The 19,315-nt window shown below is 52.9% G+C and carries 16 protein-coding genes; 10 read left to right on the forward strand and 6 right to left on the reverse strand.

The genetic code is table 11. The features are described from left to right. Window positions 1-14: 14 nt before the first annotated feature. Window positions 15-623 carry a bifunctional nicotinamidase/pyrazinamidase gene (gene pncA, locus PW844_RS10700; protein WP_084875219.1) on the forward strand — a complete coding sequence of 203 codons (609 nt, stop codon included), beginning with the start codon at window positions 15-17 and terminating at the stop codon, window positions 621-623. Between the two features lie 34 nt (window positions 624-657). Here pncA and PW844_RS10705 read toward each other — a convergent pair whose 3' ends face one another. Continuing rightward, window positions 658-939, reverse strand: coding sequence for a DUF1315 family protein (locus tag PW844_RS10705; protein WP_084875222.1), 282 nt, complete (start codon window positions 937-939; stop codon window positions 658-660). Window positions 940-941: 2 nt separating this feature from the next. Next, a complete protein-coding gene (gene msrB, locus PW844_RS10710; protein WP_299451234.1) occupies window positions 942-1,352 on the reverse strand; it encodes a peptide-methionine (R)-S-oxide reductase MsrB in 411 nt (136 codons plus the stop codon). Window positions 1,353-1,691: 339 nt separating this feature from the next. Between msrB and gapA the strand changes: the two genes are divergently transcribed. Further along, entirely contained in the window at window positions 1,692-2,690 is a 999-nt protein-coding gene (gene gapA / locus PW844_RS10715; RefSeq protein ID WP_084875228.1) for a glyceraldehyde-3-phosphate dehydrogenase, read from the forward strand. A 73-nt stretch (window positions 2,691-2,763) separates the two neighbouring features. Next, window positions 2,764-3,639, forward strand: coding sequence for a D-hexose-6-phosphate mutarotase (locus tag PW844_RS10720; protein ID WP_299451236.1), 876 nt, complete (start codon window positions 2,764-2,766; stop codon window positions 3,637-3,639). Window positions 3,640-3,661: 22 nt separating this feature from the next. On the opposite strand, the gene PW844_RS10725 is transcribed toward PW844_RS10720, so the two are convergent. Further along, the gene (locus PW844_RS10725) at window positions 3,662-4,513 is read right to left on the reverse strand and encodes an aldo/keto reductase (RefSeq protein ID WP_299451238.1); all 852 of its coding nucleotides are present in this window, start codon (window positions 4,511-4,513) and stop codon (window positions 3,662-3,664) included. Window positions 4,514-5,287: 774 nt separating this feature from the next. On the opposite strand from PW844_RS10725, the gene yeaG reads away from it, so the two are divergent. The 6 genes from yeaG to PW844_RS10755 all read left to right on the forward strand — a co-directional run bounded on the left by yeaG (window position 5,288) and on the right by PW844_RS10755 (window position 14,023). Next, window positions 5,288-7,222, forward strand: a complete 1,935-nt coding sequence (gene yeaG / locus PW844_RS10730; protein ID WP_084875236.1) for a protein kinase YeaG — start codon at window positions 5,288-5,290, stop codon at window positions 7,220-7,222. Window positions 7,223-7,312: 90 nt separating this feature from the next. Further along, complete coding sequence (locus PW844_RS10735; protein ID WP_299451245.1) at window positions 7,313-8,590, forward strand: YeaH/YhbH family protein; 1,278 nt, start codon at window positions 7,313-7,315, stop codon at window positions 8,588-8,590. A gap of 230 nt (window positions 8,591-8,820) precedes the next feature. Continuing rightward, on the forward strand, window positions 8,821-10,548 hold the full coding sequence (locus PW844_RS10740) for a potassium/proton antiporter (RefSeq protein WP_299451247.1): 1,728 nt from the start codon (window positions 8,821-8,823) through the stop codon (window positions 10,546-10,548). Window positions 10,549-10,625: 77 nt separating this feature from the next. Further along, window positions 10,626-10,859: a DUF1480 family protein gene (locus PW844_RS10745; RefSeq protein ID WP_299451249.1), complete on the forward strand. Its 234-nt coding sequence runs from the start codon at window positions 10,626-10,628 to the stop codon at window positions 10,857-10,859. 381 nt (window positions 10,860-11,240) lie between these two features. Continuing rightward, on the forward strand, window positions 11,241-12,707 hold the full coding sequence (gene wbaP, locus PW844_RS10750) for an undecaprenyl-phosphate galactose phosphotransferase WbaP (RefSeq protein ID WP_299451252.1): 1,467 nt from the start codon (window positions 11,241-11,243) through the stop codon (window positions 12,705-12,707). Window positions 12,708-12,829: 122 nt separating this feature from the next. Next, window positions 12,830-14,023: a multidrug effflux MFS transporter gene (locus tag PW844_RS10755; protein WP_299451255.1), complete on the forward strand. Its 1,194-nt coding sequence runs from the start codon at window positions 12,830-12,832 to the stop codon at window positions 14,021-14,023. Here the strand turns inward: PW844_RS10755 and dadX are convergent. Together dadX and PW844_RS10765 are read right to left on the reverse strand one after the other, a co-directional pair. After that, window positions 14,016-15,086 (reverse strand): catabolic alanine racemase DadX, encoded by a 1,071-nt coding sequence (dadX, locus tag PW844_RS10760; RefSeq protein WP_299451258.1) that lies wholly within the window; start codon window positions 15,084-15,086, stop codon window positions 14,016-14,018. The two genes, PW844_RS10755 and dadX, sit on opposite strands and share 8 nt — an antisense overlap. Before the next feature lie 21 nt (window positions 15,087-15,107). After that, complete coding sequence (locus PW844_RS10765) at window positions 15,108-16,409, reverse strand: D-amino acid dehydrogenase (RefSeq protein ID WP_084875250.1); 1,302 nt, start codon at window positions 16,407-16,409, stop codon at window positions 15,108-15,110. A 505-nt stretch (window positions 16,410-16,914) separates the two neighbouring features. On the opposite strand from PW844_RS10765, the gene PW844_RS10770 reads away from it, so the two are divergent. Further along, window positions 16,915-18,450, forward strand: coding sequence for a SpoVR family protein (locus PW844_RS10770; RefSeq protein ID WP_084875252.1), 1,536 nt, complete (start codon window positions 16,915-16,917; stop codon window positions 18,448-18,450). 52 nt (window positions 18,451-18,502) lie between these two features. Here PW844_RS10770 and fadR read toward each other — a convergent pair whose 3' ends face one another. After that, complete coding sequence (fadR, locus tag PW844_RS10775; protein WP_084875254.1) at window positions 18,503-19,222, reverse strand: fatty acid metabolism transcriptional regulator FadR; 720 nt, start codon at window positions 19,220-19,222, stop codon at window positions 18,503-18,505. Between the last annotated feature and the right edge of the window lie 93 nt (window positions 19,223-19,315).

Below are 19,315 nucleotides of genomic sequence, written 5' to 3' on the forward strand. Positions count from 1 at the left end.
CGGAGCGAGATGTAATGAAGCGGGCATTGATAATCATCGATATACAAAACGATTTTTGCCCCGGTGGCCCAATGGCAGTGCGTGAAGGTGACCTGACGGTCGCTGTTGCCAATCGCTACGCACGTGAATTTCGGGCCAGGGGCGAGTGCGTGGTGGCATTGCAGGACTGGCACCCGAAAAACCATGGCAGCTTTGCCTCTGTATCCGGCGAGCCGGTGTATACCTTAGGGGAACTGAACGGACTCGCGCAGATCTGGTGGCCAGACCACGGCATTCAGGGTTCTGCAGGGGCCGATTTCCATCCGGAGCTGGATCGTTCGCTGATTGATGCGGTGTTCCATAAAGGACAAGATGTGGATGTCGACAGCTACAGCGCCTTTTTCGACAACGGCCATCGCCGTAAAACCGAGCTGGACAGCTGGCTGCGCGAACGTGATATCAGCCATTTAGTGGTATTGGGGCTGGCAACCGATTACTGCGTCAAATACAGCGTACTGGATGCGCTGGAGCTGGGTTATCAGGTTGAAGTGGTGGAAGAAGGCTGCCGCGGTGTCAACCTCAACCCCGACGATAGCGCCATTGCCATCGAGCAGATGCGTAATCAGGGTGCGGTAATTATCTGAAAATCAGGGCTGGTGGTCGCCAGCCCTTCAGCAATCAGTGCAGGTTGATACGGGTCACATCGGTTTCGATGCCGAACTCTTCTTTCAGCTCTTTCTTCGACTTCATCACCATCTCACCATCTTTGCCAATGGTCATATGCTGCGGTGCATCGTTGTGACGCGCCTGCCACAACATCACCAGTTGCAGGCAGTTTTCACGCTGCTCCGGGGTCAGCGCTACCCCATCTGGCCACTTCCCCGTCTCCACCGCGGTGGCAAGACGCTGGTAAACTTCTGGCGTCATCGCCGCCAGCATCGCTTCCAGTTCCTGTTTCATGCTTACCCCTGCTGTTGCTTGCCCTGCTCATCAGTGAAGCTGAGCGAAGCGGAGTTGACGCAATAGCGTTCACCGGTCGGCTGTGGTCCATCCGGGAACACATGCCCCAGATGCGCATCACAGTTTCCGCAGCGGATTTCGACGCGGTGCATGCCGTGGCTATCATCTTCGAGGTAACGAATCGCGTCATCGCTGACGGGCTGGTAGAAGCTTGGCCAGCCACAGCCAGAATCATATTTGCTCTCGGAAAGGAACAGCGGCGCGTTACACACCAGGCAGTGGTAGATGCCCTCCTGCTTATTATGCAAAAGGGCGCCGGTAAAAGGAGGTTCCGTTCCGCGATGCTGGGTTACATAGCGCTGCATTTCGGACAGCTGCGCGATTTTTTCCGCAGGTGCGGTGTCTTTAGCCATTTTAGGATTCCGGGATGTCATTCTGAAAAAATCGACTAGTATTCTAACAAACGAATAACATCATCCGGGTCTTTTTTCGTGCGAACGCATCCGTCTCGCAGAGCACAGCACGAATTTGTGATGCCGATCACCCTTTACAATACACATCCCTTTATAGTCGGCGATCGGCACATCTGGCTCTGGAATAATCGCCGTTGCGCAAGCGATTGCGCAACGAATAATTCCTGTCTGTGGAATTGACCTGTCGCAACAATTGACACGATTCCGCTTGACGCCTGGTAAGGTTTTTGTAATTTTACAGCCAACCTTTTATTCACTAACAAATAGCTGGTGGAATATATGACTATCAAAGTAGGTATCAACGGTTTTGGCCGTATCGGTCGCATCGTTTTCCGTGCTGCGCAGCAGCGTTCTGACATCGAAATCGTCGCGATCAACGACCTGCTGGACGCCGATTACATGGCTTATATGCTGAAGTATGACTCTACGCATGGTCGTTTCGACGGCACCGTAGAAGTTAAAGACGGCGCGCTGATTGTTAACGGTAAAAAAATCCGTGTTACCGCTGAGAAAGACCCGGCTAACCTGAAATGGGACGAAGTGGGTGTTGACGTGGTTGCAGAAGCAACCGGTATCTTCCTGACCGACGAAACTGCACGTAAACACATCGCAGCTGGCGCGAAGAAAGTGGTTCTGACTGGCCCGTCTAAAGATGACACCCCGATGTTTGTTCGTGGTGCTAACTTCGACAAATATGCTGGCCAGGACATCGTTTCTAACGCATCCTGCACCACCAACTGCCTGGCTCCGCTGGCAAAAGTCATCAACGACAAATTCGGTATCGTTGAAGGCCTGATGACCACTGTTCACGCGACCACCGCGACCCAGAAAACCGTTGACGGCCCGTCTCACAAAGACTGGCGCGGCGGCCGTGGTGCTTCTCAGAACATCATCCCGTCTTCTACCGGTGCGGCTAAAGCCGTAGGTAAAGTTCTGCCAGAACTGAACGGCAAACTGACCGGTATGGCGTTCCGCGTTCCGACCCCGAACGTCTCTGTTGTTGACCTGACCGTTCGTCTGGAAAAATCAGCCTCGTACAAAGAAATTTGTGCAGCCATCAAAGCCGCTGCTGAAGGCGAAATGAAAGACGTGCTGGGTTATGTTGAAGACGACGTGGTTTCAACTGACTTCAACGGCGAAGTGCTGACTTCAGTATTCGATGCTAAAGCCGGTATCGCGCTGAATGACAACTTTGTGAAACTGGTTTCCTGGTACGATAACGAAACTGGTTACTCCAACAAGGTTCTCGACCTGATTGCTCTGGTTGCTGCTAAGTAAGATAACCAGTGAAATGGACAAGGGGCGACTTAGGTCGCCCTTTTTTTTGGCTAGCTAAAGAGAAGGTCTTTGTATGCAAGAGTCGCTTTTTTCGCTACCCGTGGTGGCACAGATCACGCCATATCTGTCACAACGTCAGATTGGTGATTTGCCCGTCATCGTCGTCAACCATCCCCGCGTCCGCGCAGCCATTACTTTGCAGGGTGCTCATTTGCTTGCCTGGCAACCGAGCGGCCAGCAGCCGGTGTTATGGCTGAGTGACAAAACACCGTTTGCTGCCGGTAAAGCTATTCGCGGCGGCGTACCGATTTGCTGGCCATGGTTTGGTCCGGCGGGTGAACCAGCACACGGCTTTGCCCGTAACCTGCCCTGGACGTTGTCAGCCCATGATGAGAATGAAGAAGGCGTCATTCTGACCTTCGCGCTGGAAAGCAACGCACAAACCAAAAAGCTCTGGCCACACGATTTCACCCTGTTTGCCCGCTTTCGTATCGAATCCCATTGCGAGATCGAACTGGAAGCACATGGTGATTTTTCAGCCACCGCAGCGCTCCACAGCTATTTCCAGATAGCCGATATCGCCCAAACCGAGGTGAGCGGCCTGGGCAACGCGTTTATCGACAAAGTGGACAGCAGCGCGTCCGGCGAATCAAATGGCCGCCAGACTTACCCTGGCCGAATTGATCGCGTATTTACCGCGCCGGATGATTGCAGCGTGATCCATGATAAAGGTGGCAACCGGCTTATCGAGGTTTACCATCATTATCAAAGTGACGTTGTCACCTGGAACCCAGGACCCGAATTGTCATGCAGCATGGCTGATATGGCTAATGACGGTTATAAAACCATGGTATGCGTGGAAACCGCGCGCATTAATCAGCCGTTAGTGAGCGCTGGTGAATCCCCTGCCCGCCTCGCCACCACCTTCCGGTTGCGCAGTAAAGCCTGATACAAGCGGCGCTGATGCGCCGCTAAACCACATCCAGCGGCAGCTTATCCTGCGGCGGTGGAAAAGCCTGGTTCAGCAACGCCAGTTCTTCCCCGCTTAACACCACGTCAAGCGCTGCCACATTTTCCCGCACATGAGCCACACTGCTGGCTTTCGGAATGGCGATCACCCCGTCTTTACGAATCACCCATGCCAGCAGTAATTGCGCTACGCTAATGCCCTGCTGTTGTGCAACCTGTTGCACGCGCGCATCACTGAACAGTGACTGCCGCAGCCGCCCCGCCTGGGCTAACGGGCAGTAAGCCATAATCGGGACATCACGCTGCTGACATTCCGGCAGCAAATCATATTCAATACCCCGCGAGGCAAGATGGTAGAGCACCTGATTGGTCAGACAGGCGCTACCGCCGTCTTCTCCCCACAGCTCCTGCATATCGTCAGTATCGAAATTCGATACTCCCCAGTGCCGGATTTTCCCCTGCTGCTGCAGGGTTTCCATCGCGAGGATGGTCTCTTCCAGAGGGATGTTGCCACGCCAGTGCAACAAATAAAGGTCGAGATAATCAGTCTGCAAACGGCGCAGACTGCGCTCACAGGCATCAATAGCATCGACTGCACCGGCGTTCCACGGATAGACCTTTGACACCAGCCAGGCCTGATCGCGTCGTCCTTTTAATGCCTCACCCACGACAATTTCCGCCCCACCCTCAGCATACATCTCAGCGGTGTCAATCAATCGAAGTCCGCAGTCCAGCCCGGCCTGGATCGCTGCTACTTCCTGCTGGTGTGTCGCCGGGTTTTCCCCCATATACCAGGTCCCCTGGCCGATCGCCGGCAACAGTGATTCCCCCTGAAACTGAATTGTTCTGGTCACAAAACCTCCAAATGCACCATAAATGAGCCCACAGATAGTGCAATGCAGAAAAAGAGCACCATTGCGGTGCGCGGATTCAAAACCAACAAAAAATAGCGCCATGCAGCGTGGTCTGACACTGCGGCTGTCAGGTTACAGAAGGTGTTCCCGCGTACGAAACACACATTGCTGATATGAACCAGGAGCAACGTTTACCCTGTCATCATCACCCAGCAGCACCGGCTAAAAACGGTCCTGCCCATCACGATAAGATGATTCGTCATAAATAACAAAGGCACCATGAGATAAGGGAACTGCACAGGTGCTGCAAGCCGCAAAATATCAGGATCCCGGCACAGTAAGCACTTTAAGTTTGAAATGGTTCACAATTTATTCGGTCTATTAATATAACAATCACACACAGAGTCTAACCAAATTCTGCCAATGGTTTAACTTTTAATGAGGGTGCTTCTCAATCGCAGCAGAATTGTCTCAAATCGACGATACCGGCCCGAAATGAGGGCCTGACTTTCCAAAGCTTATGAGACTTTGTTATTGATATATCGCTAAATAAGGAGAAAAGACGGAGGAAATTTCTTAAATGCCTTCTACAGTTAAAAGTAAGACGAGACTTTTTGTACGAGCAGAGTAACCATAAGAATTGTGTATCCCGATAAAAAAACGTCAGGTTGGCATAAGGGTTGCTGTACTCAATAGAGAATATCTTCCGGGAGCTGCAAGAGCATCTTATTACGCTCCTTTACCTGTGCTAAAAACGAAAGGACGGGCATCGCTATGAATATATTCGATCACTATCGTCAGCGTTATGAAGCTGCCAAGGACGAAGAGTTCACACTGCAGGAATTCCTCGCAATCTGTAAGCAGGATCGCAGTGCATACGCCAACGCTGCAGAGCGACTGTTGATGGCCATTGGTGAGCCAGTGATGGTTGACACTGCTCAGGAGCCACGCCTTTCCAGAATATTCTCGAATCGCGTCATGGGACGCTACCCTGCGTTTGAAGAGTTCTACGGCATGGAAGAAGCGATTGAACAGATCGTCTCTTACCTGAAACATGCTGCGCAGGGGCTGGAGGAGAAGAAACAGATCCTTTACCTGTTGGGTCCTGTGGGTGGCGGTAAATCTTCCCTGGCCGAACGCCTTAAATCGCTGATGCAGCGCGTACCGATTTACGTGCTCAGTGCCGATGGCGAACGCAGTCCGGTGAATGATCATCCGCTGTGCCTGTTCAACCCGCAGGAAGACGCCAACATCCTCGAAAAAGAGTATGGCGTACCGCGGCGTTACCTCGGCACCATCATGTCTCCGTGGGCAGCGAAACGCCTGCACGATTTCGGCGGCGATATCACCCGCTTTAAGGTGGTCAAAGTCTGGCCGTCTATTCTGGAACAGCTGGCGATTGCCAAAACTGAACCGGGCGATGAAAACAACCAGGACATCTCCGCGCTGGTGGGTAAAGTGGATATCCGTAAACTGGAGAACCACGCCCAGAACGATCCCGATGCTTACGGCTATTCCGGTGCACTGTGCCGTGCCAACCAGGGCATCATGGAATTCGTTGAGATGTTCAAAGCACCGATTAAAGTGCTGCACCCCCTGCTGACTGCAACGCAGGAAGGGAACTACAACGGTACTGAAGGGATCTCCGCACTGCCGTTTAACGGCATCATTCTGGCGCACTCCAACGAATCAGAATGGGTCACCTTCCGTAACAACAAAAACAATGAAGCGTTCCTTGACCGTGTGTACATTGTCAAAGTGCCTTACTGCCTGCGTGTTTCCGAAGAGATTAAAATCTACGAGAAACTGCTGAACCACAGTGAGCTGGCCACCGCTCCTTGCGCGCCGGGTACACTGGAAACCTTAGCGCGTTTCTCCATCCTTTCGCGCCTGAAAGATCCGGAAAATTCCAGTATCTACTCCAAAATGCGCGTCTACGATGGTGAGACACTGAAAGATACCGACCCGAAAGCCAAGTCATGGCAGGAGTACCACGACTACGCTGGCGTGGATGAAGGGATGAACGGTCTTTCTACCCGTTTCGCCTTTAAAATCCTGTCTCGCGTGTTCAACTTCGACCATGCCGAAGTGGCGGCTAACCCGGTGCACCTGTTCTATGTGCTGGAACAGCAAATTGAACGCGAGCAGTTCCCGCAAGAGCAGGCTGAGAAATATCTGGAGCACCTGAAAGGTTACCTGATTCCGAAGTACGCCGAGTTTATTGGCAAAGAGATTCAGACAGCTTACCTCGAATCTTACTCGGAATATGGTCAGAACATTTTTGATCGCTATGTCACCTACGCCGATTTCTGGATTCAGGACCAGGAGTACCGCGATCCAGATACCGGACAATTGTTTGATCGTGAATCACTGAACGCCGAGCTGGAAAAAATCGAGAAACCTGCCGGGATCAGCAACCCGAAAGATTTCCGTAACGAGATTGTCAACTTTGTGCTGCGCGCCCGTGCGCAGAACAGCGGACGCAATCCAAACTGGACCAGCTACGAAAAACTGCGCACGGTTATCGAGAAGAAAATGTTCTCGAACACCGAAGAGTTGCTGCCGGTGATTTCGTTCAATACGAAAACCTCAACGGACGAACAGAAAAAACATGATGATTTTGTCGATCGCATGATGGAGAAAGGCTATACCCGCAAACAGGTGCGCCTGCTGTGCGAATGGTATTTGCGTGTGCGTAAATCGTCATAATTCGGTCTGTAAGCTAAACGGCGCCGGTGCGCCGGAAGAGGAAGGTCGGGTTCGCCCGACCTGGCTTGCACTGTAGTTTGGGGGAACTTTATGGCCTATTTCATCGATCGGCGTCTGAACGGCAAGAATAAAAGCGCAGTCAATCGGCAGCGCTTTCTGCGCCGTTACAAGTCGCAAATCAAGCAGTCGATCTCCGAGGCCATCAACAAGCGTTCGGTTACCGACGTGGAAAGCGGCGAGTCCGTCTCCATTCCAATTGACGACATCAACGAACCGATTTTCCATCAGGGCCGAGGCGGCAGCCGCCATCGCGTCCATCCCGGTAACGATCATTTTGTCCAGAATGACCGCGTCGAGCGCCCGCAGGGCGGCGGTGGCGGTGGCGGAGCCGGTCAGGGCAATGCCAGTCAGGATGGTGAAGGCCAGGATGAGTTCGTCTTCCAGATTTCGAAAGATGAATATCTTGACTTACTGTTTGAAGATCTTGCGCTACCTAACCTGCGTAAAAATCAGCATCGCCAGTTGAACGAATACAAAACCCATCGGGCAGGTTTCACTTCCAATGGGGTTCCGGCCAATATCAGCGTGGTGCGTTCGTTGCAGAATTCTCTGGCACGTCGTACTGCCATGACGGCGGGTAAACGCCGAATGCTGCATGAACTGGAAGCCACACTCAGCGAGGTGGAAAAAACCGAGCCTGCGCAGCTGCTGGAAGAGGAGCGACTGCGCAAAGAGATCGCGGAGTTACGCGCGCGCATCGAACGCGTGCCGTTTATTGACACCTTCGATCTGCGTTACAAAAATTTCGAGAAACGTCCTGAGCCTTCCAGCCAGGCGGTCATGTTTTGTCTGATGGACGTTTCTGGCTCCATGGATCAGGCCACCAAAGACATGGCGAAGCGTTTTTACATTCTGCTCTATCTGTTCCTGAGCCGAACCTATAAAAACGTCGATGTGGTATACATCCGCCATCACACCCAGGCAAAAGAAGTGGATGAACAGGAGTTTTTCTACTCGCAGGAGACCGGCGGTACTATCGTATCCAGCGCCCTGAAGTTGATGGACGAGGTAGTGAAAGAACGTTACGACCCGGCGCAATGGAATATCTATGCCGCGCAGGCCTCGGATGGCGATAACTGGGCCGATGACTCCCCGTTGTGCCACGAGATTCTGGCGAAGAACATTCTGCCGGTGGTGCGTTATTACAGTTATATCGAGATCACCCGCCGCGCCCATCAAACCTTGTGGCGTGAGTATGAGCATTTGCAGGCAATGTTCGATAACTTCGCGATTCAGCACATCCGCGAGCCGGAAGATATTTACCCGGTATTTAGAGAACTTTTCCACAAGCAGGTGGCAGAAGCCTGATAAGCATAGCCGGTCGCTGACCGGCTTTTTCTTTCCCGCAACCGCTACATTCCCGCCAGACGATGCTGATTTTGCCGACAAATTTAACTACAGATGCCCCAACACCTGCCGATATTAAAAAATGTGTAATTTTGCGCTGACAAGCTATTGATAAGGCATTATCTTTTGTCTTCATCCGTGTGAAACTTACACACTACATCTGATTTGCCACCCGCCGCAGGAGAATGCCGTTGAATGCCAGCATGGTTTACAGTTTGTTCATTATTGGTTCAGTGCTGGTAGCGGCAAGTATTCTGCTTAGCTCCTTCTCATCACGCCTTGGTATCCCGATTCTGGTGATCTTCCTCGCGCTGGGGATGCTGACAGGGGTTGATGGTATCGGCGGTATCGCTTTTGATAACTATCCGGTCGCTTATCTGGTGTCGAACCTGGCGCTGGCGATCATCCTGCTCGACGGTGGAATGCGTACCAAAGCCAGCTCGTTTAAGGTCGCGCTGGGTCCGGCGCTGTCGCTGGCAACGGTAGGAGTGATGATCACCGCCGGTCTGACCGGACTGGCCGCCGCCTGGCTATTCCATCTCGATTTGATGCAGGGCTTTCTGATAGGTGCCATTATCGGCTCCACCGACGCCGCAGCGGTCTTTTCCCTGCTGGGCGATAAGGGCCTGAACGAACGCGTCAGCGCCACACTGGAGATTGAATCAGGCAGCAATGACCCGATGGCGGTGTTTCTGACCATCACCCTGATCGACATGATTCAGCAGGGTCAAAGCGGTCTGAGTTGGATGTTTGTGGTGCATCTGGTGCAGCAGTTTGGTCTGGGAATTGTGCTCGGACTGGGTGGTGGCTGGGCGCTGCAACAGCTGATCAACCGCATCAACCTGGCACAGGGGCTGTATCCGCTACTGGCGCTGAGTGGCGGGATCATTGTGTTCGCACTGACCACGGTGATGGAAGGCAGTGGGATTCTGGCGGTTTACCTGTGTGGCTTCCTGCTGGGCAATAGCCCGATTCGCAACCGGCATGGCATTCTGCAAACTTTCGATGGTATGGCGTGGCTGAGCCAGATTGGCATGTTTATCGTGTTGGGCCTGCTGGTCACCCCTTCGGATCTCTGGCATATCGCCATTCCGGCGATGCTGCTGTCATTGTGGCTGATTCTGGTGGCACGCCCGCTGTCGATTCTGGTGGGATTATTGCCGTTTAAAGGTTTTACCGGCCGCGAACGCATCTTTATCAGTTGGGTCGGGCTGCGTGGCGCGGTTCCCATCATCCTCGCGGTATTTCCGATGATGGCCGGGCTGGAGAATTCCTCGCTTTACTTCAACATCGCCTTCTTTGTGGTGCTGGTGTCACTGATGCTGCAGGGCACCTCTCTGGGCTTTGCCGCGCGGAAAGCCAAAGTGGTGGTCCCGCCGACCGCCTCCCCGATTAGCCGTGTCGGTCTGGATATTCATCCGGAAAACCCGTGGGAACAATTTGTCTATCAACTCAGCGCCGACAAATGGTGTATCGGTGCCGCGCTACGTGATTTGCAGATGCCGCGTGAAACCCGTATCGCCGCGCTGTTTCGTGACAATGTGCTGATGCATCCCAATGGCAGTACGCGGCTCAAAGAGGGAGATGTGCTGTGCGTGATTGGTCGCGAGCGTGATCTGCCCGCCCTCGGCAAAATGTTCAGTCAGTCGCCACCGGTGGCGCTCGACCAGCGCTTCTTTGGTGACTTTATTCTGGATGCCGATGCACGGCTGCGCGATGTCGCGCAGATTTACGGGCTGGATCTTGATGAAGAGACTAACGATCAGCAATCCCTCGGCCAGCTGGTGATGTCCCTGCTGGGCAGCACGCCAGTGGTTGGTGACCAGGTTGAATGGAACCAGCTGACCTGGACGGTGGCGGAGAAAGAAGACAATCACATTCTGAAGATTGGGGTACGTCCGGCGGAAGAGAAGGAATAATCCGAGTCCAGACCACTCGTAAACCGAGCCAGAACGACTATGATCACAGTTCCACCCAGTGCAAACGGGAGATTCCTATGGGACATGTGGTTAAGATTGGTCGTTACGAAATCATTGATGCGGAACTGAACGCCGAGAAACCCGACACCGTCAGTATCCCCTGCCTGACTAACCCCGGCCTGAGCTATCAGCTTGACGGCTGGGATCATGAAACCAGTGTGCCGGCCTGGATCGATGGCGAACCCGTCGATCTGGAAATTGGCCACTACGATAAGCAACAAGACCGCTGGGTACTAAAGAAACCCGCCTGAGTCATTTTATTTACCGCCATCCGCTGCGAATGGCGGTTATTCCTAAAAACAGTCTCAAAATAAGGCGTTATATAGGATAATTTTTATATTTTATTACATACATTCATCAGGTTATATCACTTCCGCACCAGGCATTTCTTTCCTTTTCAGACTATTTCCATATTAACTCCGTCAGATAACTCCTGCATAATCTTTAACACCGCTACAGAATATTGTGACAATAATCACGTTTTTAGCGGTCTTTTAAAGCGCAACGCTAATGGCAGCACCGACTCACATTTCGCTGAGAAATCATATCTTTCCCTATTCAGCGATTCACACCTGAACGCGTACTTGATTCTGGTCAGGCCATCTTTTACTGAAGAAAAGAGAGCAGGTTTTATGGCAAGTACATTGGTATTGAACAATGCAGCCCGCTCATGGAGCGGCTTGCGAAAAAATCTTATTGCGAAGGTTGCCCTAAGTATTTCTGATTTAATTGCATTAAATCTGGCACTTTTTTTGTCTGCCGCCACCGTCCAGGGTATTTGGGGAGAACTGGACAGCTTTATTCCTCCACAACAGATTGAATATCGTTTTATTGCCCAGTTGGGTCTGTCACTTCTTTGCACGCTGTGGTTTTGGGTGCGCTTACGTCATTACACTTATCGCAAGCCTTTCTGGTTTGAGTTGAAAGAGATCGTCAAAACGCTGTTTGTGTTCTCATTGCTCGACCTGGCGCTGATCGCCTTCTCGAAATGGGACTTCTCCCGCATGGTGTGGGTGTTCAGCTGGAGCTATGCCCTGCTGCTGCTGCCACTGATGCGTGCCGGGGTCAAACGCGCCATCAACCGCGCCGGGCAATGGCAAAAAGAGACCATCATCATTGGTTCCGGTAAAAATGCCATGGAAGCCTACGCGGCCCTGCAAAGTGAAGAAATTCTTGGCTACAACGTGCAGGCGTTTATTGCACTTGAGGATGATAAACGCCCGGAAAGTGTCAATGGCGTTCCGGTCATCACCTGGGAAGATATTAACTGGCAAACCATGGACCGCGATAACACCCAATTTATCGTCGCCACCGAGTTTGAGCAGCAGGTGGTGCGTGATAAATGGCTGAAGTTCCTGTCAAAAATGCAGTGTCGTTCGGTATCCGTCATTCCGACGCTGCGCGGCGTGCCGCTGTATGGCACCGACATGTCATTTATTTTCAGCCATGAAGTGATGATTCTGCGCGTCAGCAACAATCTGGCTAAACGATCTTCGCGCTTCCTGAAACGGACCTTTGATATCGTGGTGGCTTCGCTGCTGCTGCTGTTCCTGGCCCCGGTTTTCGGCCTGCTGTGCTGGATGGTGAAACGTGATGGCGGGAATGCCATCTACGGTCATGAGCGCGTCGGTTTTGAAGGCAAAAAGTTTAAATGCCTGAAATTCCGATCGATGGTGACCAACTCACAGGAAGTGCTGCAAAACCTACTCGCCACCAGCGAGGAAGCCCGGGCTGAATGGGATCGGGATTTCAAACTGAAGAATGATCCACGCATCACCAAAATTGGTGGCTTCCTGCGTAAAACCAGTCTTGATGAGCTGCCGCAGTTGTGGAACGTGATTCGCGGTGAAATGAGTCTGGTGGGGCCACGCCCGGTGATTGAGGCTGAGCTGGAACGCTATGCGGGGGATGTGGATTACTACCTGATGGCTAAACCAGGTATGACCGGGCTGTGGCAGGTCAGTGGCCGTAACGATATCGATTACGACACCCGCGTCTATTTCGACTCCTGGTACGTGAAGAACTGGGCGCTGTGGACGGACATCGCCATTTTGTTCAAAACCGCAGGCGTCGTGCTGCGTCGCGACGGCGCATACTAATACCCTCGACGCGATGTCTGTTGCAGTCTGGCAGACATCGCCTTTTCTCTTTTTACCCCTTTCTTTTTTTCCGCTTAATCATTACCCTTCCCGCTCAATTAACAGGACGTTTCTGGTTCCTAATGCAAAAATTTACCCTACTGCTCTTAAGCCTGGTGCTACTGGCACCGCTCGGCATTGATCTTTATCTTCCGACGTTACCGCAAATTGCTGAAGGGCTGGACAGCCCGGTCAGCCTGATTCAAACCACCATCCCGCTGTTTCTGCTGGTGATGGGGTTGGGTCAGTTGATCACCGGCCCGCTGGTGGATAACTTTGGCCGTAAACCTATCGCCCTGATTGGCCTGGCGCTGTACATCATCGGCAGTGCGGTCGCTGCGACCGCGACCGTCTGGCCGATGTTCATGCTGGCGCGATTAATTCAGGGCTGTGCAGTGTGTTGCACGGCAGTGGTGGCTTTCAGCGGTGTGCGCGATCGCCTCAGCGGTGAAGCCGCCGCACGCGCTTACGGTTTCCTGAATGGCGCACTGAATATTGTCCCGGCGCTGGCCCCATTGCTGGGGGGATTGCTGGCGGATGCCTTTGGCTGGCGCGCGCCTTTCTGGTTCCTGTGCATTTACGCTGTTGTGCTTACGTTGGTCGTGCTGCTGTGGCTGCCTGAGACTCGTCCGGCAAATACTTTGCGCGTTGCCGGATTGCCGCTGGCACAATATCTCGCCATCGCGCGTGAACCGCGTTTTCTTGCTTTTGCCTTTGCCAATGCCGGAGCACTCGGCATGGTACTGACCTATGTCTCGCTGGCACCCCATGTACTGATGACGGAAGGAGGACTTACGCCGCTCCAGTTCTCCTTTGCCTTTGGTGCCAATGGTTTCTGGATCATGCTGGTCAGTGCTTTTGTCAACAAAACCATTCGCAAAGCCGGACGCCCTTTCTGCCTGGCGATGGGTTTTGTGGCGATGCTGGTCGGCGCGCTGCTGCTGACAGCAGGCATGGTGTTGTTGCCGGCTAGCTGGCAAACCCACTGGTCGCTGTACATGATCCCGGTGGCGATCTCGGTCGCTGGCCTGGCGTTCACCGTTGGACCAGCCACCAGCTATGCGCTGGAACCATATCAACAGCAGGCTGGTGTCGCCTCTGCGTTACAGGGATTTATTCAGATGGCATGCGGTGCGGGTGGCAGCCTGCTGGTGGTTGCCTTCCCGCTGGCAGAAAAATCTGCGCTGGCATTAATGATGCTGATTGGTGCAGCGCTGGCGCTGATCGCCTGGCGCTGCAGTAAAGGAATGCACGGTTCTCTGACTGCGGTTAAATGATTTCCACCGGAACGCGTGGTGCCAGGGCACACATCAACTCGTAGCCCACCGTTCCGGCTGCTTTGGCCACGTCGTCGATTTTCACCTGCTCGCCCCACAGCTCCACTTTCGAACCAATGCCAGCCTGCGGGCAGGGCTCCAAATCAATCATCATCATATCCATGGAGATGGCACCGAGGGTGCGGGTTCTCACGCCATCGACCGACACCGGCGTGCCGGTTGGCGCATGACGCGGATAGCCATCAGCATAGCCACAGGCTACTACCCCAATACGCTGTGCAGCTGACGCATGGTAGCGATAGCCGTATCCCACACCATCCCCCGCCTGCAACTGCTGAACACCGATGATTTCACTGGTCAGTGTCATCACCGGTTGCAGCCCGGTACTGGCGATATCCTGCCAGTTGCCACTTGGTGAGGCACCATACAGCACGATACCCGGACGAACCCAGTCAAAATGCGCTTCCGGATGCCACAATGTCGCTGCCGAGTTCGACAACGACCGCGGGCATTGCAGCCCTTCTGCCGCCTGCTCGATGCATTTCATCGGTTCGATCAGTCCCTGCGGGTTTTCCGCATCGGCAAAATGTGCCATCAGCGTCATCTCAGCCACATTCGGCAGTGCGCGCAGAGCCTGCCACACCGCGTTAACCTGCTCCGGGCGGAAACCCAGACGGTTCATGCCGCTGTTCACTTTGACGTAGATATCAACCGGGGCTGATAGCTGCGCCTGCGTCAGCGCCTGGATTTGCCAGTTACTGTGTACGCTGGTGGTCAGACGATAGCGGTCAATCAGTTGCAGATCCTCGGGATGGAAGAAACCTTCCAGCAGCAAAATCGGTTTTTTCCAGCCCTGTTCGCGTAACAGGATGGCTTCTTCCATATTCAGCAACGCGAAACCATCGGTCTCCGCCAGGCTCTGCCAGACACGACGGATACCATGCCCGTAAGCATTAGCCTTTACCACCGACCAGACGCGTGACGATGGCGCCGCCTGACGAACGACGGCCAGATTATGTCGCAGCGCCTGTTGATTAACGGTGGCGACAATAGGACGTGACATACTCTTGCTCTCCCTGAATGCTCAGCGCGCTACGTTAGCATTACGCAGCGGCGAAGTGTTTGGCTCAAAACCCGGCAAATAACGCAATACAGACAAATCGTCAAAGGCGATAGCCGGTTTCTGGCCGGAAATCAGATCGGCCAGCAGCTGACCGGAACCACAGGCCATGGTCCATCCCAGCGTACCGTGACCGGTGTTGAGATAGAGGTTGGAGAGCGGCGTACGTCCAACAATCGGTGTACCGTCCGGCGTCATCGGGCGCAATCCGCTCCAGAAAGTGGCCTGTTCAACATAACCGCCTTCAGGATAGAGATCGCTGACCACCATCTCCAGCGTTTCACGTCGTGCCGGTAACAGTTTGGTGTTAAAACCAACAATTTCCGCCATACCACCCACCCGGATGCGATCATCAAACCGCGTCACGGCGACTTTATAGGTTTCATCAAGAATGGTGGAAACCGGTGCGGCGTCCGGATTTTTAATCGGGATAGTCAGGGAGTAGCCTTTCAGGGGATAAACCGGGATAGAGACAATATCTTTCAACAGCGCGGTGGAGTATGAACCAAACGCCACCACGTAAGCATCGGCTTTGATCACTTCATCGCCGCACTTCACGCCGTAAATACGGTTGCCTTCACGCAGCAGGTGATCAACCGGGGTATCGAAGCGGAAGGTGACACCCGCGGCTTTGGCCATCTCAGCCAGACGCTGGGTAAACAACTGGCAATCACCGGTTTCATCATTCGGCAGACGTAAACCGCCTGTCAGCTTATGCGCTGTCGCCGCCAGTGCAGGCTCTGCACTCGCCAGCTGATGTGACTCCAGCAATTCATAAGGCACGCCTGCTTCTTTTAGCACGGCGATATCTTTGCTGGCACTGTCGAACTGCTGTCGGGTACGAAACAGCTGCAACGTACCGCCCTGACGCCCTTCGTAAGCAATGCCGGTTGACTCCCGCAACGCTTTCAGACAATCACGGCTGTATTCGGCGATACGCACCATGCGGCTTTTGTTTTCCTGATAATGACGCATATCGCAGTTACGCAACATGTTCCACATCCACTCCAACTGGAAGCGGCTGCCGTCAAGGCGGACAGCTAACGGCGCGTGACGCTGGAACATCCATTTAACCGCTTTTAGCGGCACACCGGGAGCAGCCCAGGGGGCAGCATAGCCGGGTGAAATCTGTCCGGCGTTGCCTGCACTGGTTTCCAGTGCCGCACCCGGCTGACGATCAATGACGGTAACCTCATGTCCGGCCTGCGCCAGATACCAGGCGCTTGCGACGCCGACCACCCCACTTCCCAGAATCACTACGCGCATAAGACCCCCGCCACCCCAACAAAAGCATAATTGACCACATAATTCGCCCGGCACAGCATAACCAGACACCTGATAAAACCTCTCATCTGACCATGACATTTCACATGTTTTTTACCATTCTGGTAACTAAAATCATGCCCACACGGCAAAATCAGGATTTTTTATGCTAAAAAATCATTAACCAGCAATTTATGATGCGCCATCCAGTGATTTTCTCTTTTTTCAGGAGAAAGCGCCGCAGTCATATAATGCACTTATAAACAGAATTTTATTCTGATAATTGGAACATTATTGATATTTGGGTTTACGAAATCATCTGCGGGGTTTAATTGAATGATTTTGTGCCAAAAGAATTCGTTTGAGTTCCGGTTTCGGATAAGCGACAGTGGACTATCATTGATGTGTTCGCTCAGTTTTTTTGGGCTGTCTTTCTCAGGATGAAGCCTTAAACGTTCGTGACAGGTGACATTCCGTTACCTGCCACTCTGCAAAACAGAGGTGCGCTATGACGACAATCTTTGACGAGCCAACCAGGAACAGTAAACGACTCAGTGACGGACCTGACTGGACATTCGAACTGCTCGATGTCTATCTGGCGGAAATTGACCGCGTAGCCAAACTCTACGGGCTGGATACTTACCCGCACCAAATCGAAGTCATTACCTCTGAACAGATGATGGATGCTTACTCCAGCGTGGGTATGCCGATCAATTACGCCCACTGGTCCTTCGGCAAGAAATTCATTGAGACTGAGCAACGATATAAGCACGGCCAGCAGGGTCTGGCTTATGAGATCGTGATTAACTCTAACCCCTGTATCGCCTATCTGATGGAAGAAAACACCATGACGATGCAGGCGCTGGTGATGGCGCACGCCTGTTACGGTCATAACTCCTTCTTCAAAAATAATTACCTGTTCCGCAGCTGGACCGATGCCAGCTCAATTGTCGATTACCTGCTATTTGCCCGCAATTACATTACCGACTGCGAAGAACGCTACGGCGTTGAAGAGGTGGAACGCCTGCTGGACTCCTGCCATGCGTTGATGAATTACGGTGTCGATCGTTATAAACGTCCGCAAAAAATCTCGCTGCAGGAGGAGAAAGCCCGGCAGAAAAGCCGTGAAGAGTACCTGCAAAGCCAGGTGAATACCTTGTGGCGCACTCTGCCGCGTAAAGAGAAGGAGTCGGTGCATATTGAAGCGGCCCGCTATCCTTCTGAGCCACAGGAAAACCTGCTGTATTTTATGGAGAAAAATGCACCGTTGCTGGAATCGTGGCAGCGTGAAGTGTTGCGTATTGTGCGCAAAGTCAGCCAGTATTTTTATCCGCAGAAACAAACTCAGGTGATGAACGAAGGCTGGGCCACGTTCTGGCATTACACCATCCTCAATCATCTTTATGACGAGGGGAAAGTGTCGGAACGTTTTATGATGGAGTTCCTGCACAGCCACACCAACGTGGTGTTCCAGCCGCCTTACAATAGTCCGTGGTACAACGGCATCAACCCCTACGCACTGGGATTCGCCATGTTCCAGGACATCAAGCGTATTTGTCAGTCACCGACCGAAGAGGATCGCTACTGGTTCCCGGACATCGCCGGATCCGACTGGCTGAAAACGCTGCATTTCGCCATGCGGGAGTTTAAAGACGAGAGCTTTATCAGCCAGTTCCTGTCGCCGAAGGTGATGCGCGATTTCCGCCTGTTTACCGTGCTGGATGATGATCGCAACAATTATCTGGAGATCGCCGCCATCCATGATGAAGCAGGTTATCGTGCCATTCGTCAGCAGCTGTCTGCACAATACAACCTGAGCAATCTGGAACCTAATATCCAGGTTTACAATGTTGACCTGCGCGGCGATCGTTCGCTGACGCTGCGCTATGTCCCGCAGCAGCGTGCACCGCTGGATAAAAGCCGTCGCGAAGTGCTGAAACATGTACATCGGCTGTGGGGCTTTGACGTGATTCTTGAACAACAGAATGAAGATGGCAGCGTTGAGCTGCTGGATCGCAGTCCGGCACGCGGCCCGGCACTGTGAGATAACGAAAAACGCCATCAATCCGATGGCGTTTTTTTAACTGAAGCATGGGTTAGCGCTTGCTGCCCAAATCCTCCGGCATACTTTTCTGCATGCCATGCCAGATTTCACCACTACGACGACCATAATCACGCACGCAATCCACAATCTGTTCCTGCGTCGGCACCACGCCGCACAGGTTAGCCAGCTGCTGATAAAAGCTGCGAGCTAATTCGCGTGCTTCCGGGTTAGAGAAGTAATGACGACCCACGCGGGTATACAAACCTTTCAGACCATTAAGGATCAGACCATAGATCGGGTTACCAGAAGCAAAAGCCAGACCACGGAACACCCGATAATCCAGCTCGGTGTATGCCTCGGCCTGGTCATCGGAACTGAGCGCCGTTTCCAGCACGTCACGCGCCTTGTCCGGGTGATGACGCAGGGCACGGCTGATAAAGATCGATGCGATGTTGGTGCGCACTGACAGCAGATTATCAATCAACTGTGGCACGCTGTCGTGATCGAGACGCGCCAGCGTTTCCAAAATATTTAAACCAGAGGTTTCCCAGAAATCATTCACACGCGTCGGTTTACCGTGCTGGATAGTTAACCAGCCATCACGAGCCAGGCGCTGCAATACCTCGCGCAGCGTGGTACGGGTTACACCGATCAGTTCAGAAAGCTCACGTTCGGCAGGCAGAATTGATCCCGGCGGAAAACGACTGTTCCAGATGCTTTCAATAATGTACTCTTCAGCAAATCCTGCAGGGCTTTGCGCCTTAATCACCATAGCATTTATTTCTCGTTGCTTTCTTTGTCGTAATTGGACTCATCATACCAGAGGGGCTATAGCGGATATAGCCTGGCAACAGATTAAAAGCGC

Origin of the sequence: Pantoea sp., assembly GCF_028283705.1 — a bacterium.
Classification (GTDB): domain Bacteria; phylum Pseudomonadota; class Gammaproteobacteria; order Enterobacterales; family Enterobacteriaceae; genus Pantoea.